The sequence below is a fragment of the Streptomyces sp. NPDC050732 genome, assembly GCF_040654255.1.
Taxonomy (GTDB): domain Bacteria; phylum Actinomycetota; class Actinomycetes; order Streptomycetales; family Streptomycetaceae; genus Streptomyces.
Genome location: NZ_JBFAHP010000014.1, coordinates 135,505 through 161,397 on the forward strand (window position 1 = coordinate 135,505; position 25,893 = coordinate 161,397).

The following is a 25,893-nucleotide window of genomic DNA, read 5'->3' on the forward strand; positions in this document are numbered from 1 at the left end:
TCTACCAGGCCTCGGTACCCTCGGACCGGCAACCGAAGCCGCGTCCTTACCCCAAAGGACTCCCCTTGAAATTCAGCGAGGAGCGAACCGCGTGACCGCCGAGACGTCCGTGCCGTCCACAGCATTGCTGACAGGAGCAGACCGGGACGGTTCCAACTACACCGCGCGGCACCTGCTCGTCCTGGAGGGGCTTGAGGCCGTCCGCAAGCGTCCGGGCATGTACATCGGGTCGACGGACAGCCGCGGCCTGATGCACTGCCTCTGGGAGATCATCGACAACTCCGTCGACGAGGCCCTGGGCGGGTACTGCGACCACATCGAGGTCATCCTCCACGACGACGCCTCCGTGGAGGTCCGGGACAACGGCCGCGGCATCCCGGTCGACGTCGAGCCCAAGACCGGCCTCTCCGGAGTCGAGGTCGTCATGACCAAGCTGCACGCGGGCGGAAAGTTCGGCGGCGGTTCGTACGCCGCATCGGGCGGTCTGCACGGCGTGGGCGCCTCCGTGGTGAACGCGCTCTCCGCGCGCCTCGACGTCGAGGTCGACCGCGCCGGGCACACCCACGCGATCAGCTTCCGTCGCGGCGTCCCCGGCGCCTTCGCCAAGATCGGGCCCGACGCGCCCTTCGATCCCTCCGCCAAGCTGACCAAGGTCAAGAAGATCCCCAAGGCCCGCAGCGGCACCCGTGTGCGCTACTGGGCGGACCGGCAGATCTTCCTCAAGGACGCCAAGCTGTCCCTGGAGAACCTGCACCAGCGGGCGCGGCAGACCGCGTTCCTGGTGCCGGGCCTGACCATCATCGTGCGGGACGAGTTCGGTCTCGGCGAGGGCGGCACGAAGGGTGAGGAATCCTTCCGCTTCGACGGCGGCATCAGCGAGTTCTGCGAGTACCTGGCGCAGGACAAGGCGGTCTGCGACGTCCTGCGGTTCTCCGGGCAGGGCAGCTTCAAGGAGACCGTCCCCGTTCTGGACGACCACGGCCAGATGACGCCGACCGAGGTCACCCGCGAGCTCGGCGTGGACGTGGCGATGCGCTGGGGCACCGGTTACGACACGACGGTCAAGTCGTTCGTCAACATCATCGCCACTCCGAAGGGCGGCACCCATGTCAGCGGTTTCGAGCGTTCGCTGACCAAGACGATGAACGAGGCGATGCGCGCCCAGAAGGTGCTCCGCGTCGCCGAGGACGACATCGTCAAGGACGACGCCCTGGAGGGGCTCACGGCGGTCGTCACGGTGCGTCTCGCTGAGCCGCAGTTCGAGGGCCAGACGAAGGAGGTGCTCGGCACCTCCGCGGCCAACCGCATCGTCGCCAATGTGATCGCCAAGGAGCTGAAGGCGTTCCTGACGTCGACCAAGCGCGACGCGAAGGCGCAGGCCCGCGCGGTCATGGACAAGGCGGTCGCGGCCGCGAGGACGCGTATCGCGGCGCGCCAGCACAAGGACGCCCAGCGGCGAAAGACCGCCCTGGAGTCCTCGTCGCTGCCCGCGAAGCTCGCGGACTGCCGCAGCGACGACGTGGAGCGCAGCGAGCTGTTCATCGTGGAGGGCGACTCCGCGCTCGGCACCGCGAAGCTCGCGCGGAACTCGGAATTCCAGGCGCTGCTGCCGATCCGGGGCAAGATCCTGAACGTGCAGAAGGCGTCCGTGACGGACATGCTGAAGAACGCCGAGTGCGGTGCGATCATCCAGGTGATAGGAGCCGGGTCGGGCCGGACCTTCGACATCGACGCGGCGCGCTACGGAAAGATCATCCTGCTCGTGGACGCCGATGTCGACGGCGCGCACATCCGGATCCTGCTGCTGACGCTGTTCCAGCGGTACATGCGGCCGATGGTGGAGGCGGGGCGGGTGTTCGCCGCGGTGCCGCCGCTGCACCGCATCGAGCTGAGCCAGCCGAAGAAGGGCCAGGACAAGTACATCTACACGTACTCCGACCGGGAGCTGCGGGAGACGCTGCTGGAGCTGCAGCGCAAGAACGTGCGCTACAAGGACTCCATCCAGCGGTACAAGGGCCTGGGTGAGATGGACGCCGACCAGCTGGCCGAGACCACGATGGACCCGCGGTTCCGCACCCTGCGCCGGATCAACATCTCCGACCTGGACTCGGCCGAGCAGGTCTTCGACCTCCTGATGGGCAACGACGTCGCGCCCCGCAAGGAGTTCATCACCAGCTCCGCCGCGACACTCGACCGCTCCCGCATCGACGCGTAGCCCCGCCCAGGGAGCCGCGCTCTCCACCCACGGGTGGACCGCACGGCTCCCGCGGGGCGGCTGGGCGCCTTCACCTGATGGGGTGAAGAGCGCTGGGAGAAGAGTCACGGCTCTTCCCGTTCTGCCCATCCTTGGGCACGTGGCCGAACAGGGCCGCGGGCTAAGGAGATTTCGGTGGAGAAGCACGACGGGCCGGATGTGGTGCCGGGCCGGGGCGACGCCGGCCGGGACCGGTCCGGAAATCTGAGGGATCCCTGGTACGACGCGCTCGCGTCCGGCTGGGGAGAACCGGACGGCACGGGGGCGCCGGCCTCCGTGGTGCCGCCCCGGGCCGCGGCCCGGCAGCGGAGCGCGAGCCCGGCCGACATCTACCTGGAAGTGCAGCGCAGCGACGCCTTCCAGGAGGTGCGCGGCAGGTACCGGCGGTTCGTCGTCCCGGCCTGCGCCCTCTTCTTCACCTGGTACGTGGCGTACGTCGTGACCGCGACATCGGCACCGGCCCTGATGGCGCGCCCCGTCGCCGGAGCCGTGAACGTGGCGATGCTGGCTGGGCTCGGACAGTTCCTCACGACGTTCCTGCTGACCTGGGCGTACGCGCGACATGCGAGGCTGCGCCGGGACCGGGCGGCGCTCGATCTGCGCTGGGCCGTCTTCGAGCAGAAGAGGCAGCAGGAGCAGCGGCGGGAGCGGGAGGCCGGCCGATGACGGGGGATCACCAGGGCCTGGCCCTGCTGCTGTTCGGGGTGTTCGTGGCCGTCACCCTCGCGATCACCACCTGGGCGAGCCGCAACCGGCACGGCACCGCGGAGGAGTTCTACGCGGGCGGGCGGCTCTTCTCCCCCATGGAGAACGGTTTCGCCATCGCCGGTGACTACATGTCGGCCGCCTCCTTTCTCGGCATCTCCGGCCTGATCGCCCTCTTCGGATACGACGGGCTGCTCTACTCGGTGGGCTTCCTCGTCGCCTGGCTGGTCGTGCTGTTCCTGGTGGCCGAACTGGTGCGCAACTGCGGCCGGTTCACGCTCGGAGACGTCGTCGCCGCGCGGATGAGGGAGCGGCCGGTGCGGATCGCGGCGGGAACTTCCTCGGTGACCGTGTCCGTTCTCTACCTGGTGGCGCAGATGGTGGGGGCGGGCTCACTGGTGGCGCTGCTGCTGGGCGGGACGAGCGGGGCGGCGCAGACCTGGACGGTCATCGGCGTCGGCGCGCTCATGGTGATCTACGTGTCGTTCGGAGGGATGAGGGCCACCACCTGGATCCAGATCGTCAAGTCGGTCCTCCTGATGGGCGGGGCGATCGCGCTGACCGTGCTCGTCCTGGTGCGCTTCCACGGGGACTTCGACCAACTCCTGCGGACCGCGGCGGACCGGAGCGGCCACGGCGACCGGTTCCTCGCGCCCGGTTTGAGGTACGGCGGCGACTGGACGGCGCGCTTCGACTTCATCAGCCTCGGGCTCGCGCTCGTGCTCGGCACCGCTGGTCTGCCGCACATCCTGTCCCGCTTCTACACCGTGCCGACCGCGCGCGCCGCCCGCCGCTCGGTCGTCTGGTCCATCGGTCTCATCGGCAGCTTCTATCTGATGACGATCGTGCTCGGCTTCGGCGCGGCGGCCTTGGTGGGCCCGGACGCGGTGCGCGGGTCGAACGCCGCGGGCAACACGGCGGTTCCGCTTCTCGCGCTCGACCTGGGAGGCGGCGCCCACACCACAGGCGGAACGGTTCTGTTCGCGGTCGTCGCCGCCATCGCCTTCGCCACGATCCTCGCCGTGGTCGCCGGTATCACCCTCGCCTCCTCGGCGTCCGTGGCCCACGACCTGTACGCCTCCCTGCGGCGGCGGGACGCGAAGCCGCGCAGCGAGGTGGCGGTCGCCCGGGTCGCCGCGGCCGGGACCGGCGTGGTGGCGATCGGCCTCGGCCTGCTGGCCCGCGACCTCAACGTCGCGTTCCTGGTGGGCCTCGCCTTCGCGGTCTCCGCGTCCGCCAACCTGCCGGTCCTGCTCTACTCCCTGTTCTGGCGGAACTTCACCACGCGGGGCGCGGTCTGGTCGGTGTACGGGGGGCTGCTGCCCGCTCTCGCGCTGGTGATCCTGTCGCCCGTCGTCTCCGGAGGGCCCGGCTCCCTGTTTCCCGGGGTGGACTTCCAGTACTTCCCCCTGGAGAACCCCGGCCTCGTCTCCATTCCGCTGGGCTTCCTCGCGGGGTGGCTCGGCACGGTGACCTCGCGCGAGGAGGCGGACGAGGCGAAGCACGCGGAGACGGAGGTGCGGTCGCTCACCGGCGCCGGCGCGGCGTAACGATTTCTCCGCGGCTCGCGGTTCCTCTTCGGGCGGCTCCAGGGGCTCAGACGCTGGCCGCCCACTCGTAGCGGTGCTCCGGGCGGCCCGTGTCGCCGTACTTGAGGCTGAGCCTGACCCGGCCCGTGCGCTCCAGGAGCTTCAGGTAGCGCTGTGCCGTCTGCCGGCTGAGCCGTGTGCGGTCCGCCAGCTCCTGGGCCGAGAGCGGCCCCTCAGCGGCCATCAGGGCCCGCCGCACCAGCTCCGCCGTGGTGGGGGAGTGGCCCTTGGGCAGCTCGGGCACCGGAGTCGCCGAGAGCGCGCCGAAGATGCGGTCCACCTCGGCCTGCTCGGCCTCGCCGCCGCCGTCCAGGGTGCGGCGCAGCGTCGCGTACGCGTCGAGCTTGGCGCGAAGTCCCGCGTAGGAGAACGGTTTGACCAGGTACTGGAGCGCGCCGTGCCGCATCGCCGCCTGCACCGTGGCGACGTCGCGCGCCGCGGTCACCATGATCACGTCGGTCTGATGGCCGCGCTCACGCAGGCTGCGTACGACCGAGAGGCCCGTCTGGTCCGGCAGATAGTGGTCGAGCAGCACCAGGTCGACCGGGACGTCCTCGACGAGACGCAGGGCCTCGGCGGCGTTGTGCGCCTTCGCCGCCACCCGGAAGCCGGGGATCTTCGCCACATAGGCGGCGTTGACGTCCGCCACACGGACGTCGTCGTCCACGACGAGAACCTCGATCATCGTGGCTCCTTCGGCGCCCTGGTCATCGTCGCTCCTTCGTGCCCGCGGTCCTCGTGCTCCTCCGGCGCGGCCAGCTCGGGCCGCGTGAGCGCCTCGGGCAGGACGACGGTGAACTCCGCGCCCCCGTCCGGCGCCTCGCCGGCCCGCGCGCTGCCGCCCTGCCGCTCGGCGAGCCTGCGGACCAGTGCGAGGCCGATGCCGCGCTTGCCGTGCGCCGGTGGCTCCTTGGTGGTCCACCCCTCGGTGAAGATCGTCTCGCGCTGTTCGGCGGGGACCCCCGGACCGGAATCGCACACCTGGAGAACCACGGTTCGCCCTTCGGTGCGCACATCGACCTCCACGCGCGCGTGGCGGGTGCCCGCGGCGGCGTCGAGCGCGTTGTCGACGAGGTTGCCGACGATCGTGACGAGCCCGCCGGGGTCGACGAGCCTGTCCGGCAGAGCGGTCTCGCGCCGTACGGAGAGCGCGACGCCGCGCTCCGCGGCGACCGTGGCCTTGCCGACCAGCAGGGCCGCGAGCAGCGGATCGTGGATCTTCTCGGTGATCTGCTCGGCGGTCACCCGGTGGGCCCCCGCGACCTCGCCGACGAACTCCGCCGCCTCCTCGTACATCTCCAGTTCGAGCAGGCCGAGGAGCGTGTGCATGCGGTTGGCGTGCTCGTGGTCCTGGGCGCGCAGGGCGTCGATGAGGCCGCGGGTGGAGTCGAGCTCGCGGCCGAGCTGCTCCAGCTCCGTCCGGTCGCGCAGGGTGGCGACGGCGCCCCCGTCGTCGGTGGGCATGCGGTTGGCGACCAGGACGCGCTGCCCGCGCACCGTCAGGAGGTCGGTGCCGGTGACCCGGCCTGCGAGCACGTCCGTCGTCCGGCCGGGGCCGAGCGCCTCGTCGAGCGGCTGCCCGGTCACTTCGGTGCCGAGACCGAGGAGGCGCTGGGCCTCGTCGTTGAGCAGCCGGATCCGGCCGGTGCGGTCCAGGGCGACGACGCCCTCACGGATGCCGTGCAGCATCGCCTCGCGCTCCGCGAGCAGGGCGGAGATGTCCGAGAAGGCCAGGTCGCGGGTCTGCCGCTGCACCCTGCGGGAGATCAGATACGCCGCCAGCGCGCCGACGGCGAGGGCCCCGCCCGCGTAGGCGAGCAGCCCCGGGATCGAGTGGACGAGGCGAGCCCGCACACTGTCGTACTCGATGCCTACGGAGACGGCGCCCACGATGTCCCCGTGCCCGTTCCGCAGCGCCACCTTGCCGCGGGCCGAGCGGCCCAGGGTGCCGTTGTCGATCTCCATGACGTCACGGCCCGCGAGGGCGTCGCTCGGGTCCGTCGAGACGACTTTGCCGATCTGGGCGCGGTCGGTGTGGGACCAGCGCACACCCTCCTTGTTCATGATCACCACATACTCGGCGCCGCTGGCCCACCGGATCCGCTCGGCCGCCTCCTGAACGGGGCCGTCGGCCGTGGGCCGCGAGGCCGACAGATCCTCGGCGATCTCCGGCTGGGCGGCCGTGGTCTGGGCGATGGCGAGCGCGCGGCGCATCGCCTGGTCGTCGAGCTGATCGCTCAACGGTGCGAGGAAGAGGCCGGTGGCGAGCACGGCGACCCCGGCGGCGATGGCCAGCTGCATCAGCAGCACCTGCGAGAACACACGCCGCGGCAGGCCGAGGCGAAGGCGTCGCGCAGGGGAGGTGGGGCTCATGTGTACGAACGGTACGGCCGTGAGCGGGCTACTCCGAAGGGACTGTGGCGGGGATCTCGTACCCCGGCCCGCCGGGGCCGTCCGGGAGCGACCGGATCGCCACCACGTCCATCCGCGCGGGGGACGCGAGAGCCGCGCCGCAGCTCTCCGGGCGGGGCGGCAGGGAAGCGGCCTGCTCGACGGTGACCAGCCACCGGCGGCCGTCGGTGTGCGCGACGGTCACTTCCAGACGCGGACCCGTGCCGCGCGAACCCTTGTCACCCGAACCAGCGCCGTTCGAGCCCGTTCCGCGCGAACCCATGTCCTCCGTGCCGACAACCCTCAGCGTCCCCGCCGTGTCTTCCCCGGTCGACGTGCGCACCGCCAGCTCGGCGGCCTGCCCGGGCCGGTCCCAGGCCGAGTTGCCCCGGCAGCCCTCGGTGACGACGCGGTCCGCGCGTGCCGCCTCAAGGACTTCCTTGACGGCGGGCACGTCCATCCGGCCGTACGCGTATCCGTGGGGCAGCACGAGCAGGGTCGGGGAGAACCGATGACCGCCCAGATGAGTGATTTCCCAGGCACCCTCCTCACCCGAGGCGGTGAGTGCGGCGGCGAGCGGCCTGCCGAGCAGGGCGCAACAGCGGTCGCGCTTGCCGTTCGTGCAGACGAACGCGAGCGGGGCGCCGGTGTGCGGGGCCCCGAAGCCGCCGTGGTCGCCCGCGCCGAGGGCCGCGAAGTCGAGGTCCATCAGTCGCCGCGGGTCGTCGAGCACGGCGCCGCGCAGCCAGGCGCGACCGGGGGCGGTGTGTCCCACGTACACCTGGTGCCGGCGCGGCGTGTGACGGTCCGGGTGGTGTCCGGGGCGGCGGATGAGGGCGATGCGCACGCCGGTTCCCTCAGCGGCCTTCTCCAGGGCGCGGCCGACCTCCGGGTCGAGGTGGCTGGACTTCAGTGCCTTGGCGCCCCAGGGGCCCGGCTGTTCCAGCAGCAGCCATGTCCTGGCGGTGGCGGCGGTCCCCGCGAGAGGCTCGGCCAGGTCCCGCGAGGCAGTCGCGCACGTACTCACACAGGCGAGCCTAACCTGCGACCCCGTCCGGTGATTCACACCTCCGGAGAGGGCATCGGCCGGGGCGGACGCAGGCCGACGTACTGGCCGCTGGGGCGCATGCGCAGCGGGCGTTCCTCGTACTCCTCCAAGGCGTGCGCGATCCAGCCCGCCGTGCGCGCCACCGCGAAGATCGTCTCGCCCGCCTCCGCCGGCATGCCCGAGGAGACCGTGAAGACGGCCAGCGCCAGGTCGACGTTGGCTCGCAGGTCGGTGTGGCGGGCGGTGGTGGCCACCACGTCGCGGGCCGCGGCGAGGGCGGGTCCTGCCTTCGGCATCACCTCCAGGAGGGCGAACAGTGCCTGCGCGCGCGGGTCCTCGCCGGGGTAGAGGCGGTGGCCGAGGCCGGGGACGCGGCGGCCGGCACGGAGTTCGTCGGCGACCACCGGGCTCGCGCTGCCCCGGTCGAGCACGTCGAGCAGCATGCGGTGGGCGAGCCCGCTCGCCGCGCCGTGCAGGGGACCCTCCAGGACGCCGAGCCCCGCCGACACCGCGGCGTAGGGATGGGCGCGTGCCGAGGCCGCGACCCTGACGGCGAGCGTCGAAGCGGCCAGGTCGTGGTCGACGAGCAGCGCGAGCGCCGTGTCCAGCGCGTGCAGTGCTGCCTCGTCGGGCTTGCCGCCGGTCAGCCGCGCCCACAGGCGGCGGGCCAGGGGACCCTCGTCGCGGTGGCCGGGCAGGACCGGTGGCAGCGCGGCCACGAGGGTGGGGATCAGCGTGCGTGCGGTCCCGATGACCGCCTCTTCGGAGAGGTCGAAGCGGAGCGGGTCGGCGGCCGCGGCGGAGATGGCGGCGACGCGGAGCCGGTCGGTGGGTCCGCTGTGCTCGGGCAGCGCGTTGACGGCGCGACGGGCCGCGGCGACGGTCTCCTTAGGGGCGGTGAAGCTGACGCCGGGGCGCAGGACGCCGGTCCACAGCCACTCGGCGACCTCTTCGTAGGAGTGGTTCAGGGCGAGCTCAGCGGCGTCGACACCGCGGAAGTAGTAGCGGTCCTTGTCGATGAGCGTGATGCGGGTGCGCACGGAGAGTTCGTTGCCCGTGGTCGGCGTCGCGGGGTCCCGCCTGTTCCTGCGCGCCAGCGCCTCGACCTCCCCGGCGTCGAACGTGCTGCCCCGGGACCCCGGGCCGCGGCGGCTGCTGAGCTGGCCGCGGCTCACGTACGCGTACACGGTCTCGGGTTTCACGCCGAGCAGCTCGGCGGCTTCCTTGGTGCTGAGCCGCCGGCCTTCGTGCGTCGTTCCTTGATCCGTCATGGGCGTCACCGTATCCGCATCCTGACGTCTGTATATTCACATTGATTCAATCAATATTGACAGGGTCGGAGTCAAGCATGGACAGTCGGATCAAGTCCAGGTAGGAAGTCGAGGAACAACATGCCGATCAATGGCTCCGCCGCCACCCCCGCCGAGCCCGTGGAGGTCCCACGAGGACTCGCGGGTGTCGTCGTCACCGAGACCCGAGTCGGAGACGTCAGGGGATACGAGGGCTTCTACCACTACCGCCAGTACTCGGCCGTCGAGCTCGCGCAGAGCCGCAGCTTCGAGGACGTGTGGCACCTGATGCTCCACGGCGAGCTGCCGGACGCCGGGCAGAGCGCCGCCTTCGCCGCACACACGGCGTCGCTGCGCCACCTGCCCGCGGAGGTGAGCGCCGCGCTGCCCGCCGTGGCGCGCGCCAGTGCGCTGTCGGGTCCGCTCTCCGGACTCCGCACCGCCCTGTCGCTCTTCGGGGCGTCGAAGGGCTTCCGCCCGGTGTACGACATCGACGACGACCGGCGCCGCGCGGACGCCCTGGCCGCGTCCGCCGTCGTGCCGACGCTGCTCACCGCGCTGTACCGGCTCGGCCAGGGCCTCGACCCCGTCGAACCCCGCGACGACCTGTCGTACGCCGCCAACTACCTCTACATGCTCACCGGTTCGGAGCCCGACGCCACCCGTGCCCGGGCGATCGAGCAGTACTTGATCTCAACGATTGACCACGGCTTCAACGCGTCCACGTTCACCGCCCGGGTCATCACCTCGACCGGCGCGGACGTGGCGGCCTGCCTGGTGGGCGCGGTCGGCGCGCTGTCGGGTCCCCTGCACGGCGGTGCGCCGAGCCGCGCCCTCGACACCCTCGACGCGATCGGCACACGCGACCGCATCGACGGCTGGATCCGCGGGCGCGTCCTTGCGGGGGACCGCATCATGGGCTTCGGCCACCCCGTCTACCGCACGGAGGACCCGCGCTCGCGCATGCTGCGGGGCATCGCCCAGCAGTTCGGCGGCGAGCTGGTCGAGTTCGCGGTCGAGGTCGAACGGCACGTCGAGGCGATCCTCGCGGAGCTGAAACCGGGGCGCGAACTCCACACGAACGTGGAGTTCTACGCGGGCGTGGTCATGGAGCTGTGCGGGCTGCCCCGCGAGATGTTCACGCCCACGTTCGCCTCGGCACGCGTGGTCGGCTGGAGCGCCAACATCCTGGAACAGGCCCGCGACCCGAAAATCATCCGGCCGGCGGCGCGGTATGTGGGAGTGGCTCCTCCGGTGCCGGTTCCTCCGGTGCCGGTTCCTTCGACGCCGACGCCCCCGCGCGGCTGACCGGGATCACTTCAGGGTGCGGGCGCTCCGAGAGCGTCGGCACCCTGGGCGCCGGGCCGGGTGTCAGGCGTCGGGGATGTCGGCCTTGGCCCGGATGAGCGTCTCGCGGGAGATCGTGACGATGCGCTCGTAGTCGGCTCGCGAGGCGTCGGCGGGGAGGCCCGCGTCCAGTGTGGCCGTGACGTCGGTGCCGATGACAGCGAAGCTTCCGTCGGACAGTTCGAAGATGTCGGGGCAGTTCTGGCCTGTCGCACAGCCTCGCGCACGAGGAGACGCCCCGATCCGACGGATGATCTGGCTCACTGTCGTTTCCCTTTGATCTCGCGGCCGACGCGTCTTGCCGCGCCGTGAGACCCGGGTCGAAGGACTCGCGGACTCGCAGACAAACGGGTGCAACACCGGCGCTCTTGTGGTGGTGCAGTCCCGCGCGGGTGAACGCGCGTGAATCTGGCGTTCACCGTCTGGCACTGCAGAACGTCACAGTGCCAACTTTGGTTACGGGCAGTGTTCGCGACACGAGCGGAGTGTCCGTGTTCCCCCAGGTGGGCTCAGGCGGAATCGGACGGCGGTGGTTCGCCCACCACCCACCAGTCATCGATGTCCGCCTCCTCCAGTTGCCGTAGGAGGTCGTCCACCAACAGGCCCAGTTGGGCCTCCTCCGTGGCGCTGTCCAGCGTCGCCCGGTGGGGCTGCGTCGCGTGCCAGTACTCCCGGACGATCGGGTTCTGGAGCATGCCGCGGGCGTAACCGTAGAACTGTTCCCGGGTGAAGTTCCCGAGGCGGTAGTTGAGCACCATGTTGGTGTACATGGCGTTGGCGTAGAGGTACTGCCGTTGACGCTTGGCGGAGACGCCCTCTCCGTAGGCGTCGAGGACCTCGGCGAGGTCGGCGTCGTCCATGGCCTTGCTCAGCAACTCCCAGTGGAGCCGCTGCTGGCAGGCCAGATTCGTGTGGCGCTGGGTCCGCGCCGACCGCTCCAGGCACCTGAGCCGCTCGTCGAGCGCGTCGAAGGAGCGTCGCTGCGCGGCCGAGGTGGCGACGGCGCCCGCGGCGATGCCGAGCCCTGCTGTGACAACGCAGCGCAGCATTTCTGCCGCGTGCATCTTTGTGAACATGTCAACCCCCGATTCGGGCGACCGTCCGCCGGTCGTCGGGTGCGGGTCGACAGGGAGCGGACCGGCGAGCGATGGGCGGTGCGCTTGCCGTCTCCCAGACTGCCGAGCGGCTCTGATCGGCGGGGAGGTGGCACGGCGGCGCACGGGGGGCAGAAGCAGTCGCGCGTCCCGGCGCCGTGCCTAACGTGTGCCCCGCGAGCGCCGCTAACAATCGTTCACTTCGCGGCCCGGCTACGCGCGCCTATCCTTGGCCGGTCTTCATTCGTCGTACGGGATCCGCCGCGGTCCGTACCAGCGTCGACACGAGAGGCCCGCGTTGAACAAGCAGCAGATCCCGGTCGTCGTCCTCGCCGGCTTCCTCGGCTCGGGCAAGACGACCCTGCTCAACCATCTGCTGCACCGCAGCGGCGGCACCCGGATCGGGGCGATCGTCAACGACTTCGGTTCGATCGAGATCGACGCCATGTCGGTCGCGGGTCAGCTCGGCGACTCGACCGTCTCCCTCGGCAACGGATGTCTGTGCTGTGCCGTGGACGCCAGTGAGCTCGACGAGTACCTGGACCGGCTCGCCCGGCCCGCCGCCGGGATCGACGTCATCGTCATCGAGGCGAGCGGCCTCGCCGAGCCGCAGGAGCTCGTGAAGATGCTGCTCGCCAGCGAGAACCCGCACATCGTCTACGGAGGGCTCGTCGAGGTCGTCGACGCGGCCGAGTTCGACGCCACCAGGGAGCGGCACCCCGAGGTGGACCGGCACCTGGGCATCGCCGATCTCGTCGTGGTCAACAAGACCGACCGTGTGCCCGCGGAGGAGCGCGAGCGCGTCCTCGATGTCGTCCGCGGGCTCGCGGGGCGCGCGGCCGTCGTCGCCGCCTCCTACGGCCGCGTCGACGTCGAGCTCTTCTTCGACCGGGCGCCGGTGGGGGAGCGGGTCGGACAGCTCTCCTTCGACGACCTGCACGACCACGAAGCGGACGAGGACGAGGACGAGGGACAGGGTGAGGGCGGTCATCATGGCCACCTGCACTCCGCTTACGAAAGCCTCGCCTTCACCTCGGACGTGCCCATGGGGCCGCGCGCCTTGATGGCCCTGCTCGACAGCCGTCCCGAAGGGCTCTACCGCATCAAGGGGTACGTCGATTTCGGCCCCGCCGACCCGCGCAACCGGTACGAGGTGCACGCCGTGGGACGGTTCCTGCGCTTCTATCCGGAGCCGTGGGGTCCGGACGAGCCGCGGCTGACCCAGCTCGTGCTCATCGGGTCGCACATCGACGTACCGGCTCTGGAGAAGCAGCTGGAGGCCTGTCGTGAGGACGCCCCACAGGCCGACGAGCGTGGCATGTGGGGCGTACTGCGCTATGTGCGGGAGCCTGACGAGGAGGCGTAGCCCCCGCCGCCCGGCCTCCGTGGCTACACCGGTCCGGCCACCGCCGTCACCGGCTTCCCGAGCGAGACGCCCGAGCCGTCACGGCGCGGGTCGATCTCCGGCAGCTCCGCCGGTGAGCCGTTGCGCTGGGCCGCGCGCGGCGGCGTCGGGCCCGCCCAGGCGAAGCTCAGGCAGTCCTCGCCCTTCAGGAACCGCTGGACGCGCACGCCGCCCGTGGCGCGCCCCTTGCGGGGGTACTGGTCGAACGGGGTGAGCTTGGCCGTCGTCTGCACCGAGTCGTCGAGCGTGCCGCGCGAGCCCGCCACCGTGAAGACCACCGCGTCCACCGCCGGGTCCACCGCGGCGAAGGAGATGACCTTCGCGCCGTCGGCGAGCTTGATGCCCGTCATGCCGCCCGCGGGCCGGCCCTGCGGACGGACCTGCGAGGCCTGGTAGCGCAGGAGCTGGGCGTCGTCCGTGATGAAGACCAGGTCCTCCTCGCCGGTGCGCAGCTCGGCCGCGCCGACGATCCGGTCACCGTCCTTGAGGGTGATGACCTCCAACTCTTCCTTGTTGGACGGATAGTCGGGGACCACGCGCTTGACGACGCCCTGCTCGGTGCCGAGCGCGAGGCCCGGCGAGGACTCGTCGAGCGTCATCAGACAGATCAGCTTCTCGTCCTTCTCCAGGGTGAGCAGCTCCGCGACGGGCGCTCCTCCGGAGAGGTTGGGCGCGCTCGCCGTCTCCGGCAGCTGGGGAAGGTCCACTACGGAGAGGCGCAACAGCCGCCCCTGGGAGGTGACCGCACCCACCTCGCCGCGCGCCGTCGCCGGCACCGCCGAGACGATCACGTCGTGCTTGACGCGCTTGGTGTCGCCGTCGGCGAAGGGGTCGCCGTTGGCCGTGCGGGCCAGGAGGCCCGTCGACGACAGGAGCACCCGGCACGGGTCGTCCGCGACCTGGAGCGAGACCGTGGCGGCCGGGGAGCCGGCCGACTCCAGGAGCACCGTGCGCCGGTCGGTGCCGAACTTCTTGGCGACGGCGGCCAGTTCGGAGGAGACCAGCTTGCGGAGCTCCGCGTCCGAGTCGAGGATGCCGGTCAGCTCGTCGATCTCGCCGTTGAGCTTGTCGCGCTCGGACTCCAGCTCGATGCGGTCGTACTTGGTGAGGCGGCGCAGCGGCGTGTCCAGGATGTACTGCGTCTGGATGTCGCTGAGCGAGAAGCGCTCGATCAGGCGCTCCTTGGCCTGCGCGCTGTTGTCACTGGAGCGGATGAGGCGGATGACCTCGTCGATGTCCAGGAGAGCGACCAGGAGGCCCTCGACCAGGTGCAGGCGGTCGCGCTTCTTGCCGCGGCGGAACTCGCTGCGGCGGCGCACCACGTCGAACCGGTGGTCGAGATAGACCTCAAGGAGCTCCTTGAGGCCGAGGGTGAGGGGCTGGCCGTCCACCAGCGCGACGTTGTTGATGCCGAAGGACTCCTCCATCGGCGTCAGTTTGTAGAGCTGCTCCAGGACGGCCTCGGGGACGAAGCCGTTCTTGATCTCGATGACCAGGCGCAGGCCGTGCGAGCGGTCGGTGAGGTCCTTGACGTCCGCGATGCCCTGGAGCTTCTTCGAGCCGACCAGGTCCTTGATCTTGGCGATGACCTTCTCGGGACCGACGGTGAAGGGCAGTTCGGTGACGACGAGGCCCTTGCGGCGCGCCGTCACGTTCTCCACGGAGACCGTCGCGCGGGTCTTGAAGGTGCCGCGGCCCGTGTCGTACGCGTCCTTGATGCCGTTGAGCCCGACGATCCGGCCGCCCGTGGGCAGGTCGGGACCCGGCACGTACTTCATCAGGGTCTCAAGGTCGGCACCCGGGTGCTTGATCAGGTGGCGGGCGGCGGCGATGACCTCGCCGAGGTTGTGCGGCGGCATGTTCGTCGCCATGCCGACGGCGATGCCCGACGCGCCGTTGACCAGGAGGTTCGGATACGCGGCCGGGAGGGCGGAGGGCTCCATCTCCTGGCCGTCGTAGTTCGGCTCGAAGTCGACGGTGTTCTCGTCGATCGACTCCGTCATCAAGGAGGTGGCGTCGGCCATCTTGCACTCGGTGTACCGCATGGCGGCCGGCGGGTCGTCGTTGCCGAGGGAGCCGAAGTTGCCGTGGCCGTCGACCAGGGGGAGGCGCATCGAGAAGGGCTGGGCCATGCGCACCAGCGCGTCGTAGATCGACGCGTCTCCGTGCGGGTGCAACTTACCCATGACCTCGCCGACGACGCGGGCGCACTTCACATAGCCGCGGTCGGGGCGCAGGCCCATCTCGTTCATCTGATAGACGATCCTGCGGTGCACCGGCTTCATGCCGTCGCGGGCGTCCGGCAGGGCGCGGGAGTAGATGACCGAATACGCGTACTCAAGGAAGGAGCCCTGCATCTCGTCGACTACGTCGATGTCGAGGATCTTCTCCTCGTACGTGTCGTCGGGCGGCGGGGTCTTCGTGCTGCGGCGGGCCATCGCTGCTGCGGCTCCTTCACCAAGCAAGTGCGGGTTCTGACGCCGACCATTGTGGACTGTCCCACTGACAACGCCGACCACGACCCGTGCACCGGCGGTGTCACGCGCGACTACGCCGAGGGCGGACCGGGAACTTCGTCAGGTGTCCGCACGCTTGCATACAGTGGCAGGACTGGCAGAACCAGCAATGTTTTAGCGATCGAAGGGACGTACATGCCCATGGGTCACACGGCCACAGCCGAGGCCGGCTCCGGCGGCCTGACAGCGACCGAGCACCGGCTGGCCAACGGCCTGCGCGTGGTGCTCTCCGAGGACCACCTGACCCCCGTCGCCGCGGTCTGCCTCTGGTACGACGTCGGCTCACGCCACGAGGTCAAGGGGCGAACCGGCCTCGCGCACCTCTTCGAGCACCTCATGTTCCAGGGCTCGAAGCAGGTGCACGGCAACGGCCACTTCGAGCTGGTCCAGGGCGCGGGCGGCTCGCTCAACGGCACGACGAGCTTCGAGCGCACCAACTATTTCGAGACGATGCCCGCCCACCAGTTGGAGCTCGCCCTCTGGCTTGAGGCCGACCGGATGGGTTCGCTGCTCTCCGCCCTCGACGAGGAGTCCATGGAGAACCAGCGCGACGTCGTCAAGAACGAGCGCCGCCAGCGCTACGACAACGTCCCGTACGGCACGGCCTTCGAAAAGCTGACCGCCCTCTCGTACCCGGAGGGCCACCCGTACCACCACACGCCGATCGGCTCCATGGCCGACCTGGACGCGGCCACCCTGGAGGACGCGCGCGCGTTCTTCCGCACGTACTACGCGCCCAACAACGCCGTCCTCTCGGTCGTCGGCGACATCGACCCGGAGCAGACGCTCGCCTGGGTCGAGAAGTACTTCGGGTCGATCCCCGGGCACGACGGCAAGCAGCCGCCCCGCGACGGGTCCCTGCCCGAGCGCATCGGCGAGGAGCTGCGCGAGGTCGTCGAGGAGGACGTCCCGGCCCGCGCCCTGATGGCCGCCTACCGCCTCCCGGAGGACGGCACGCGCGCGTGCGACGCGGCCGACATCGCCCTCACCGTCCTCGGCAGCGGCGAGTCCTCCCGGCTCTACAACCGCCTCGTCCGCCGGGACCGTACGGCGGTCGCCGCGGGCTTCGGCCTGCTGCGTCTCGCCGGGGCGCCCTCGCTCGGCTGGCTGGACGTGAAGACGTCCGGCGACGTCGAGGTCCCCGTGATCGAGGCCGCCGTCGACGAGGAGCTGGCCCGCTTCGCCGCTGAGGGCCCCACTCCGGAGGAGATGGAGCGCGCCCAGGCGCAGTTGGAGCGCGAGTGGCTGGACCGGCTCGGGACGGTCGCAGGACGCGCCGACGAACTCTGCCGGTACGCCGTCCTGTTCGGTGACCCGCAGCTCGCCCTCACCGCCGTCCAGCGCGTCCTCGACGTCACGGCGGAAGAGGTCAAGGAGGTCGCCGCGGCCCGCCTGCGCCCCGACAACCGCGCGGTGCTCGTGTACGAACCCGTGACTGCCGCCGGCGAGGGCGCAGAGGCCGCTGAGGAAGAAGAGGAGGCGGCGAAGTGACCGAGGCCGCGACGATGCAGTTCCACCCCCAGCCCCAGGCGGGCCCCGCCAGGCCCTGGGCCTTCCCGGCGCCCGAGCGCGGCACGCTGCCCAACGGCCTCACCGTGCTGCGCTGCGACCGCCCCGGTCAGCAGGTCGTCGCCGTCGAGATCAACCTCGAAGCGCCCCTGGAGGCCGAGCCCGAGGGCCTCGACGGCGTCGCCACGATCATGGCGAGGGCCTTCAATGAAGGCACCGACAAGCACTCCGCCGAGGAGTTCGCCGCCGAGCTCGACCGCTGCGGCGCCACCATGGACGCGCACGCCGACCACCCCGGCGTACGCGTCTCCCTCGAAGTCCCGGTCTCCCGGCTCCCCAAGGCGCTCGGCCTGCTCGCCGACGCCCTGCGGGCCCCCGCCTTCGCGGACAGCGAGATCGAGCGGCTCGTCCGCAACCGCCTGGACGAGATCCCGCACGAGGCCGCCAATCCGGCGCGCCGCGCGGCCAAGGAGCTCTCCAAGGAGCTCTTCCCCGCGACCTCGCGCATGTCGCGTCCGCGCCAGGGCACCGAGGAGACGGTCGCGGCCATCGACTCGGCGGCGGTGCGCGCCTTCTACGAGAAGCACGTCCGCCCCGCCACGGCCACCCTCGTCGTGGTCGGCGACCTGGCAGGGACCGACCTGGACGCCGTCCTCGCGGACACCGTCGGCGCCTGGACGGGCTCCCCGGGCGAGCCGCGCCCGGTGCCGCCGGTGACCGCAGACGACCGCGGCCGCGTCGTCATCGTGGACCGCCCCGGAGCGGTCCAGACGCAGCTGCTGATCGGCCGCATCGGAGCCGACCGGCACGACCGCGTCTGGCCGGCCCAGGTTCTCGGTACGTACTGCCTGGGCGGCACCCTCACCTCGCGTCTCGACCGTGTCCTGCGCGAGGAGAAGGGATACACCTACGGCGTACGGGCGTTCAGTCAGGTCCTGCGTTCGGCGCCGGACGGCTCGGGCGCCGCGATGCTCGCCATCAGCGGCTCCGTGGACACCCCGAACACGGGACCGGCGCTGGACGACCTGTGGAAGGTCCTGCGCGTCCTCGCCGCCGAGGGCCTGACGGACGCCGAGCGTGACGTGGCCGTGCAGAACCTGGTGGGCGTCGCCCCCCTCAAGTACGAGATGGCGGCCTCCGTGGCGGCCACCCTCGCCGACCAGGTCGAGCAGAACCTGCCGGACGACTTCCAGGCGCAGCTGTACCGGCAGCTGGCCGCCACCGGCACCGTGGAGGCCACCGCCGCCGTCGTGAACGCCTTCCCGGCGGACCGTCTGGTGACGATCCTGGTCGGGGACGCCGCGCAGATCGAGGAGCCCGTCAGAGCGCTCGGCATCGGCGAAGTGAGTGTGGTCACCGGCTGAGCGACAGACCAGGCTGAGTTACAGGCCAGGCTGAGTGACAGTCAGGACATATCGGGACCCTGGTGACCGCTTCGGGCGCCGGGGTCCTCATATGTCCGAATTCGTATGGTGGTTGCCTGTCTGCCGTGTGGCGTGCGCTACAAAAGACGACTTCTGTTTGTCGATTGAAGGCGGCCCGTTTAGCGTCGACCCGGCTGTTCGTCGCGCAGTACGCCGCACCCGCGGCACCGGACAGTCATCGCCGAGTCCCCGTACGGCGCGAGCCAGGGGAGCCGGGGACCCACATGTCCCCTGGGGTGAATCGGGCACCTTGCCGTGAGGTGAGGGATCCGTAGGAGACCTTCCTGCTCCGAACCCGTCAGCTAACCCGGTAGGCGAGAAGGAAGGAAAGGATCACCCGCCACATGGCGTTCACCCGTGCCACCGGGAAGCACCGTCGTCCGAGCCGCCTCACGCGTACCACCGCGAACGTCGCCGGCGTCGCCGCGCTCACCACCACCGGTGTCATCGGCGGCCTCGCGGCCCCGGCGCTCGCCGCCCCCGACGAAGCGGCCATGGAGCACACCGGCCTGACCCAGGCGATATCCGTGGGCGACTCCCTCGCCGCGAGCATCGACGCGCAGGCCGCGGCGCAGCAGCAGGCCGCCGACGACGCCGCTGCCGCCAAGAAGGCCGAAGAGGCCGCCAAGAAGAAGGCCGCCGAGGAGAAGCGCAAGGCGGAGGCCGAGGCCAAGGCGAAGGCCAAGAAGGAACGCGAGGCCAAGGAGCGCGCCGCCCGCGAGGCCGAGCGCAAGCGCCTGAACGCCTACGTCTCCCCGATCAGCGGCTCGTACGTCTCCACGGGCTACCAGACCGGTGGCGCCATGTGGTCCTCCGGCAGCCACACCGGTGTCGACTTCCACGCGGCGTCCGGCACCCCGGTCCACGCGGTCGGCTCCGGCACCGTCGTCGAGGCCGGCTGGGGCGGCGCCTACGGCAACAACGTGGTCATCAAGATGAACGACGGCACGTACACCCAGTACGGCCACATGTCGTCCCTCGGCGTCACCGTGGGCCAGACGGTCACCCCCGGCCAGCAGATCGGCCTCTCCGGCTCCACCGGCAACTCCAGCGGCCCGCACCTCCACTTCGAGGCCCGCACCGGCGCGGAGTACGGCTCGGACATCGACCCGGTCGCGTACCTCCGCTCGCACGGCGTCAACGTCTGACGGACGGCGGACCCCCGCACAGTTCCGAAAGCCCCGGCTCGCCCAGAGCCGGGGCTTTCGCGTTGCCCTCGTTCGTTCCGCCCTTGGCCAAAAGATATCCATGGATTCCGGCCCGCCGTCGGAAATGCCGACGCTCTGCAATAGAGTCACTGAATGAGCGTCGGTCGACCGCGTTTCGCGGGGATTAAGGCGGAGGTCCGATCATGAGCGTTCCCGCGCACTCGGTATGCACGGCCATTCGGGACGACATTGTCGCCGGTGTCCACGAAAGGGGCGGCCGGCTCACCGAGGAACTCCTCGCCCGTCGCTACGGCGTCTCCCGGGTGCCCGTGCGCGAGGCCCTGCGCACGCTGGAGGCCGAGGGCTTCGTCGTCACCCGCAGGCACGCGGGCGCCTGCGTCGCCGAGCCCACCGAACAGGAGGCCGCCGACCTCCTGGAGGTCAGGACGCTGCTCGAACCGCTCGCCGCGGCGCGCGCCGCGCAGCGCCGCACGGACGCGCACCTGAAGGTGTTGCGCGGACTCGTCAGGCTGGGCCAGGAGCGCTCAAGGGGCGGCCTGGGGGAGGATCTGCGCTCCCTGGGCGGCTGGTTCCACGAGACGCTCGCCCAGGCCTCCGGAAGCCCCGGCCTCAGCGCGCTGCTCACCCAGCTCCGCCACAAGATCGCCTGGATGTACGTCGTGGAGAGCCCGGCGGCGCCCGTCGAGTCCTGGTCGGAGCACGCCGCGATCCTCGACGCGGTCGCCCGCCGGGACCCGGAGCGGGCCAGGGCGCTCACCGCCGCTCACGCCGAACGGGCGACGGCCGCCCACCGATTGCGCCCCGCGCTGCGCGCCGGCCGTGTGAGGGATTCGCAACATGCCGTAAACACAGTGAGCCTCCGGAATTAACGGAGGCTCCGTATACAAGAAGAAAGCTATTTCTTCGAGCGAATGCGCCCGCACACTCGACGCATACGCCCATATACGTCGATGGGGTCACCCGGTAATTCCGGGCGACCCCATCCACGTAATGCGGGAAACGTGTCCTAGACCGTCTCCGGAAGCTCTTCGAGCCCCTCCGAGACCAGCTTCGCCAGGCGGTCGAGAGCGGCGTCGGCACCCTCGGCGTCGGAGGCGAGCACGATCTCCTCGCCGCCCTGGGCGCCCAGGCCGAGCACCGCGAGCATCGAGCCGGCGTTGACCGGGTTGCCGCCGGCCTTGGCGATCGTCACGGGGACGCCGGCGGCCGTGGCCGCACGGACGAAGATGGAGGCGGGTCGGGCGTGAAGGCCCTCGGCCCAGCCGACGTTGACGCGGCGCTCAGCCATGTGTTGCTGCCCTTCCAGGTGTCTCACACTTGTCTAGACCAGTGTCTCATGCCGTCACGGGTGCTCTGCCGGACCCGGTCCGGCCCCGACTGCCTCGACCCGTCCCAGCTTGCCCCGGCCCCGACGGCCGCGCGACCCGTACCCTGGCCCCATGCAGACCCCGTCGGATCAGCACGATCGGCACGACTACCCCTCCCACTGGGAAGCCGATGTGGTGCTGCGCGACGGAGGCACCGCCCGGATCAGGCCCATCACGGCCGAGGACGCGGACCGCCTGGTCAGCTTCTACGAACAGGTCTCGGACGAGTCGAAGTACTACCGCTTCTTCGCGCCCTACCCACGGCTGTCCGCCAAGGACGTGCACCGTTTCACCCACCACGACCAGGTGGACAGGGTCGGCCTCGCGGCCACCGTGGGCGGCGAGTTCATCGCCACCGTGCGCTACGACCGCATCGACGAGCGCGGCATGGCCGCCAGCGCGCCCGCGGACGAGGCCGAGGTCGCCTTCCTCGTGCAGGACGCCCACCAGGGCCGTGGCGTCGCCTCCACCCTCCTGGAGCACATCGCGGCCGTGGCCAGGGAGCGCGGCATCCGGCGCTTCGCCGCCGAGGTGCTGCCCGCCAACACCAAGATGATCAAGGTGTTCACGGACGCGGGCTACCAGCAGAAGCGCAGCTTCGAGGACGGCGTCGTACGCCTGGAGTTCGACCTGGAGCCGACCGACCGCTCGCTCGCCGTGCAGCGCGCCCGCGAACAGCGCGCCGAGGGGCGGTCCGTGCAGCGCCTCCTGACGCCCGGCTCGGTCGCGGTGATCGGCGTGGGCCGGGCCCCCGGCGGCGTGGGCCGCAGCGTGCTGGCCAACCTCCGGGAGTCCGGCTTCACCGGGCGCCTGTACGCGGTGAACAGCGCCTTCGAAGAGGAGGCCGAGGGTGCCCGCGACGCCTGTGTCGGCGGGGTGGCCGCGCACCGCTCCGTGGCGGCCATCGAGGAGCCCGTGGACCTCGCGGTGGTCGCCGTGCCCGCCGAGCGCGTCCCCCAGGCCGTCGCCGAGTGCGGTGAGCGCGGCGTGCGCGGCCTGGTGGTGCTCTCCGCGGGCTACGGAGAGAGCGGCCAACTCGGCCGCGAGCGCCAGCGCGAACTGGTGCGCCAGGCCCGTTCGTACGGCATGCGCATCATCGGCCCGAACGCCTTCGGCGTCATCAACACCTCTCCGGAGACGCGGCTCAACGCCTCACTCGCCCCGCAGTCACCCGCGCGCGGACGCATCGGTCTGTTCACCCAGTCCGGCGCGATCGGCATCGCCCTGCTGTCCGGACTGCACCGGCGGGGCGCGGGCCTCTCCACGTTCGTCGGCTCCGGCAACCGCGCCGACGTGTCCGGCAACGACCTCCTCCAGTACTGGTTCGAGGACCCGGACACCGACGTCACGCTGATGTACCTGGAGACCATCGGCAACCCGCGCAAGTTCACCCGCCTCGCACGCCGTTCGGCCACCACCAAGCCCCTCGTCGTCGTCCAGGGCGCCCGGCACAGCGGCATCACGCCGACCGGCCACGCCGTGCAGGCCACCCGCCTGCCGCACGCCACCGTCTCCGCGCTGCTGCGCCAGGCGGGCGTCATCCGCGTCGACACCGTCACGGAGATGGTCGACGCGGGGTTGCTGCTCGCCGGGCAGCCGCTGCCCTCCGGGCCCCGCGTGGGCATCCTCGGGAACTCCGAGTCCCTCGGCCTCCTCACGTACGACGCCTGCGTCGCCGACGGACTGCGGCCGCTGCCGGCCCGCGACCTCACGACGGCGGCGACCCCGGCCGACTTCCGTGCCGCGCTCGCCGAGGCGCTGTCGGACGACGGCTGCGACGCGGTGATCGTCAACGCGATCCCCTGGGTCGGCGAGGACGGGGCCGCCACCGACCCCGAGACGCTGGCCACCGAGCTGCGGGCCGCCGCCGCCGGCTGCCCCGCCAAGCCTGTCGCCGTGGTCCACGTCGAGCTCGGCGGGCTCGCCGAGGCACTGGCCGCCGCGGCAAGCACCCGCCCCGACGCCCCCGCCCCGCCGTCCAGCAGGCAGCCCGCCGAGGAAGCCGCCCCGCACACCCAGGACGAGCCGGCGCCCGCCACGGACCAGTACCGCATCCCCGCCTACCCCGCCGCCGAGCGGGCCGTCCGCGCCCTCTCCGAAGCCGTCAAGTACGCGCAGTGGCGGCGCGAGGCCGCCGAGCCGGGGCGGGTGCCCGAGTACGACGACATCGACGAGAGCGGCGCCGCCGACCGCATCGCGGAGCTGCTCGCCAAGGACGGCGACCCGCGCGGCCTCACCCTCGCCCCGGCCGACGCCCACGAACTGCTCGGGCGCTACGGCATCCGCGTACGACACGCCCTGCCCGCGCCAGGATCCGACGCGGCGGCGGAGGCCGCGCGCACCCTCGGCTACCCCGTCGCCCTGAAGACCACGGCCCCGCACCTGCGGCACCGCGCCGACCTCGGCGGGGTGCGCCTCGACCTGACCGACGAGGAGCAACTGCGCCGGGCCTACCAGGAGTTGACGGACGCCTTCGGCAGCCCTGCCGAGCTGCGTCCCGTCGTGCAGGGCATGGTGCCGCGCGGCGTCGACACCGTCGTGCGCGCGGTCATCGACCCGGCCGCCGGAGCGGTGCTCTCGTTCGGTCTCGCGGGCGCCGCCTCCGAACTGCTCGGCGACACCGCCCACCGCCTCATCCCGGTCACCGACCGCGAGGCGGCCTCCCTGGTCAGGTCCATCCGGACCGCACCGCTCCTGTTCGGCTGGCGAGGCTCCGCACCCGTGGACACCCCGGCCCTCGAAGAGCTGCTCCAGCGGGTCTCCCGGCTCGTCGACGACCACCCCGAAGTGGTCACCGTCTCCCTGGAGCCCGTGGTCGTCGCCCAGCGCGGCCTCTCCGTGCTCGACGCATCGGTCCGGCTCGCGCCCCCGCCCGCCCGCGACGACCTCGGCCCACGCACCCTTCCCGGGTACTGAGCACCCCTTCCCGGCACCGGGACGGCCCGCGGGGCACCGTGGGCCCCGCACCGGGCCGTAGGATGGACGGCATGGCAAAGACCGGTACGACGACCCAGGGGCTGCGCGCGGCGATCGAGCGCAGCGGCTACTACCCGGCCCTCGTGGCCGAGGCGGTGGAGGCCGCGATCGGCGGCGAGGCCATCGGGTCCTACCTGGTCCACCAGGAGACGACGTTCGACGCCAACGAAGTGCGCCGGCACGTCACCGTTCTCGTCCTGACCGGCACGCGCTTCATCGTCAGCCACACCGACGAGCAGGCGGCGGACAGCACGTCCCCGACGCCGTACGCGACGACCTCCACCGAGTCGGTCAAGATCGGCCGCATCTCCTCGGTCGTGGTCAGCCGCGTCGTCGGCAACCCCGAGAAGTACGTTCCCGGTACCCCGCCCCGTGAGGTCGTCCTGACCATCGGCTGGGGCGCCGTCGCGCGCCTCGACCTGGAGCCCGCGGCCTGCGGCGACCCCAACTGCGAGGCGGACCACGGGTACACGGGCAGCTCGACCGCCGACGACCTGAGCCTGCGCGTCAGCGAGGCGGGCGACGGCCCCGACGCCGTGCGGCAGACCCTCGCCTTCGCCCAGGCCCTGTCCGAGGCGACCGCGGACACCGCCCGCTGATGTCGCTGCCCGCCTGGGACGACGTACAACCGCTCGCCCTCGACACCGCCCCCGTGCCCGCGTACGGCATCGGCTCGCTGGCCGACCTGCTGCCCACGCTCGTCGCCCACCAGGGCGTCGACGGCTTCACGCCCGTCATCCCCGAACTCGCCCCGGCCGACCGGAACTGCGTCTTCCTGATCGACGGCCTGGGCTGGGAGCAGCTCAAGGCGCACCCGGCCGAGGCCCCCTTCCTGACCTCGCTGCTGCGGAGCTCGCGCGGCGGCACGGGCCGGCCCGTCACCGCGGGCTTCCCCGCCACCACCGCGACCTCGCTCGCCTCCGTCGGCACGGGCCTGCCGCCCGGCGCGCACGGCCTGCCCGGCTACACCGTCCGCGATCCCGCGACCGGCGAGCTGATGAACCAGCTCCGCTGGAACCCGTGGACCGACCCGCACGCGTGGCAGCCGTACCCCACCGTCTTCCAGCTGGCCCACGACGCCGGCGTGCACACCGCGCAGGTCTCCTCGCCGACCTTCGAGCACACCCCGCTCACCAAGGTCGCCCTGAGCGGCGGTTCCTTCCGGGGCAGGGTCTCCGGAGAGGACCGCATGGACCTCGCCGCGGAGCAACTCGCCGCCGGGGACCGCTCGCTGGTCTACACGTACTACGCGGAAGTGGACGGCAAGGGCCACCGGTTCGGCGTCGACTCCGACGCCTGGCGCGGCCAGCTCATGTACGTCGACCGGCTGGTCCAGCGCCTCGCCGAGCAGCTGCCCCCGCGCAGCGCCCTGTACGTCACCGCAGACCACGGCATGCTCGACATCCCCTTCGACGACGAGTCCCGCGTCGACTTCGACGCGGACTGGGAGCTGCGCGCCGGCGTCGCGCTCCTCGGCGGCGAGGGGCGAGCCCGGCATGTCTACGCGGTGCCGGGTGCCGAGAACGACGTCCTGACGGTCTGGCGGGAGGTCCTCGGCGAGCAGTTCTGGGTGGCCGGACGTGACGAGGCGATCGCCGCGGGCTGGTTCGGTCCACACATTGATCAACGCGTGTACGGGCGTATCGGCGATGTCGTCGCGGCGGCCCACGCCGATGTGGCGATCATCGCCTCCGAGCGTGAGCCCAAGGAGTCCGCCCTGGTCGGCATGCACGGCTCGATGACCCCCGTCGAGCAGCTCGTCCCGCTCCTCGAAGTACGCTCCTGACCGGTCCGCGCCCGCCCCCCGTCC

20 protein-coding genes and 1 riboswitch are annotated in these 25,893 nt (G+C 71.4%); of the genes, 12 read left to right on the forward strand and 8 right to left on the reverse strand.

The genetic code is table 11. The annotated features are described in order from the left end of the window. Nucleotides 1–91 precede the first annotated feature (91 nt). From AB0H82_RS15280 to AB0H82_RS15290, 3 genes are all read left to right on the forward strand, one after another. On the forward strand, nt 92–2,215 hold the full coding sequence (locus AB0H82_RS15280; RefSeq protein WP_362992705.1) for a DNA topoisomerase IV subunit B: 2,124 nt from the start codon (nt 92–94) through the stop codon (nt 2,213–2,215). A gap of 198 nt (nt 2,216–2,413) precedes the next feature. After that, entirely contained in the window at nt 2,414–2,920 is a 507-nt protein-coding gene (locus tag AB0H82_RS15285; protein ID WP_362992805.1) for a DUF485 domain-containing protein, read from the forward strand. Beyond that, nucleotides 2,917–4,509, forward strand: coding sequence for a cation acetate symporter (locus AB0H82_RS15290; RefSeq protein ID WP_362992707.1), 1,593 nt, complete (start codon nt 2,917–2,919; stop codon nt 4,507–4,509). The genes AB0H82_RS15285 and AB0H82_RS15290 overlap by 4 nt, the downstream gene beginning before the upstream one ends. 46 nt (nt 4,510–4,555) lie before the next feature. On the opposite strand, the gene AB0H82_RS15295 is transcribed toward AB0H82_RS15290, so the two are convergent. The 4 genes from AB0H82_RS15295 to AB0H82_RS15310 are packed head-to-tail and all read right to left on the reverse strand — an operon-like array spanning nt 4,556 to nt 9,258. Next, complete coding sequence (locus AB0H82_RS15295; protein ID WP_362992709.1) at nt 4,556–5,233, reverse strand: response regulator; 678 nt, start codon at nt 5,231–5,233, stop codon at nt 4,556–4,558. After that, nucleotides 5,230–6,921 carry a sensor histidine kinase gene (locus AB0H82_RS15300; protein ID WP_362992711.1) on the reverse strand — a complete coding sequence of 564 codons (1,692 nt, stop codon included), beginning with the start codon at nt 6,919–6,921 and terminating at the stop codon, nt 5,230–5,232. Before AB0H82_RS15300 ends, AB0H82_RS15295 begins: the two co-directional genes overlap by 4 nt. Nucleotides 6,922–6,949: 28 nt before the next feature. After that, nucleotides 6,950–7,966: a sucrase ferredoxin gene (locus AB0H82_RS15305; RefSeq protein WP_362992713.1), complete on the reverse strand. Its 1,017-nt coding sequence runs from the start codon at nt 7,964–7,966 to the stop codon at nt 6,950–6,952. 35 nt (nt 7,967–8,001) lie between these two features. Next, nucleotides 8,002–9,258, reverse strand: coding sequence for a citrate synthase family protein (locus AB0H82_RS15310; RefSeq protein WP_362992715.1), 1,257 nt, complete (start codon nt 9,256–9,258; stop codon nt 8,002–8,004). A 120-nt stretch (nt 9,259–9,378) separates the two neighbouring features. On the opposite strand from AB0H82_RS15310, the gene AB0H82_RS15315 reads away from it, so the two are divergent. Continuing rightward, on the forward strand, nt 9,379–10,584 hold the full coding sequence (locus AB0H82_RS15315; RefSeq protein WP_362992717.1) for a citrate synthase/methylcitrate synthase: 1,206 nt from the start codon (nt 9,379–9,381) through the stop codon (nt 10,582–10,584). Nucleotides 10,585–10,647: 63 nt separating this feature from the next. Here the strand turns inward: AB0H82_RS15315 and AB0H82_RS15320 are convergent, their stop codons facing one another. Together AB0H82_RS15320 and AB0H82_RS15325 are read right to left on the reverse strand one after the other, a co-directional pair. Then, nucleotides 10,648–10,887, reverse strand: a complete 240-nt coding sequence (locus tag AB0H82_RS15320; RefSeq protein ID WP_362992718.1) for a hypothetical protein — start codon at nt 10,885–10,887, stop codon at nt 10,648–10,650. A 245-nt stretch (nt 10,888–11,132) separates the two neighbouring features. After that, nucleotides 11,133–11,687 carry a DUF6082 family protein gene (locus AB0H82_RS15325; protein ID WP_362992720.1) on the reverse strand — a complete coding sequence of 185 codons (555 nt, stop codon included), beginning with the start codon at nt 11,685–11,687 and terminating at the stop codon, nt 11,133–11,135. A gap of 328 nt (nt 11,688–12,015) precedes the next feature. On the opposite strand from AB0H82_RS15325, the gene AB0H82_RS15330 reads away from it, so the two are divergent. Beyond that, nucleotides 12,016–13,083, forward strand: a complete 1,068-nt coding sequence (locus AB0H82_RS15330) for a CobW family GTP-binding protein (protein ID WP_362992722.1) — start codon at nt 12,016–12,018, stop codon at nt 13,081–13,083. A 23-nt stretch (nt 13,084–13,106) separates the two neighbouring features. On the opposite strand, the gene AB0H82_RS15335 is transcribed toward AB0H82_RS15330, so the two are convergent. Next, nucleotides 13,107–15,560: a DNA topoisomerase IV subunit A gene (locus tag AB0H82_RS15335; RefSeq protein WP_362992724.1), complete on the reverse strand. Its 2,454-nt coding sequence runs from the start codon at nt 15,558–15,560 to the stop codon at nt 13,107–13,109. A 213-nt stretch (nt 15,561–15,773) separates the two neighbouring features. Between AB0H82_RS15335 and AB0H82_RS15340 the strand changes: the two genes are divergently transcribed. The 4 genes from AB0H82_RS15340 to AB0H82_RS15355 all read left to right on the forward strand — a co-directional run bounded on the left by AB0H82_RS15340 (nt 15,774) and on the right by AB0H82_RS15355 (nt 20,609). Then, the gene (locus AB0H82_RS15340) at nt 15,774–17,129 is read left to right on the forward strand and encodes a pitrilysin family protein (protein WP_362992726.1); all 1,356 of its coding nucleotides are present in this window, start codon (nt 15,774–15,776) and stop codon (nt 17,127–17,129) included. Beyond that, the gene (locus tag AB0H82_RS15345) at nt 17,126–18,511 is read left to right on the forward strand and encodes a pitrilysin family protein (RefSeq protein ID WP_362992728.1); all 1,386 of its coding nucleotides are present in this window, start codon (nt 17,126–17,128) and stop codon (nt 18,509–18,511) included. Before AB0H82_RS15340 ends, AB0H82_RS15345 begins: the two co-directional genes overlap by 4 nt. Nucleotides 18,512–18,740: 229 nt before the next feature. After that, a riboswitch (cyclic di-AMP (ydaO/yuaA leader) is annotated at nt 18,741–18,903 on the forward strand. 12 nt (nt 18,904–18,915) lie between these two features. After that, a complete protein-coding gene (locus AB0H82_RS15350) occupies nt 18,916–19,719 on the forward strand; it encodes a M23 family metallopeptidase (protein ID WP_362992730.1) in 804 nt (267 codons plus the stop codon). 203 nt (nt 19,720–19,922) lie between these two features. Then, nucleotides 19,923–20,609, forward strand: coding sequence for a GntR family transcriptional regulator (locus AB0H82_RS15355; RefSeq protein ID WP_362992732.1), 687 nt, complete (start codon nt 19,923–19,925; stop codon nt 20,607–20,609). Between the two features lie 137 nt (nt 20,610–20,746). On the opposite strand, the gene AB0H82_RS15360 is transcribed toward AB0H82_RS15355, so the two are convergent. Then, a complete protein-coding gene (locus tag AB0H82_RS15360) occupies nt 20,747–21,028 on the reverse strand; it encodes an HPr family phosphocarrier protein (protein WP_362992734.1) in 282 nt (93 codons plus the stop codon). A gap of 151 nt (nt 21,029–21,179) precedes the next feature. Between AB0H82_RS15360 and AB0H82_RS15365 the strand changes: the two genes are divergently transcribed. From AB0H82_RS15365 to AB0H82_RS15375, 3 genes are all read left to right on the forward strand, one after another. After that, complete coding sequence (locus tag AB0H82_RS15365; protein ID WP_362992736.1) at nt 21,180–24,023, forward strand: GNAT family N-acetyltransferase; 2,844 nt, start codon at nt 21,180–21,182, stop codon at nt 24,021–24,023. A 71-nt stretch (nt 24,024–24,094) separates the two neighbouring features. After that, nucleotides 24,095–24,682, forward strand: a complete 588-nt coding sequence (locus AB0H82_RS15370; protein WP_362992738.1) for a DUF5998 family protein — start codon at nt 24,095–24,097, stop codon at nt 24,680–24,682. Then, complete coding sequence (locus AB0H82_RS15375) at nt 24,682–25,869, forward strand: nucleotide pyrophosphatase/phosphodiesterase family protein (RefSeq protein WP_362992740.1); 1,188 nt, start codon at nt 24,682–24,684, stop codon at nt 25,867–25,869. The genes AB0H82_RS15370 and AB0H82_RS15375 overlap by 1 nt, the downstream gene beginning before the upstream one ends. Nucleotides 25,870–25,893: the final 24 nt, after the last annotated feature.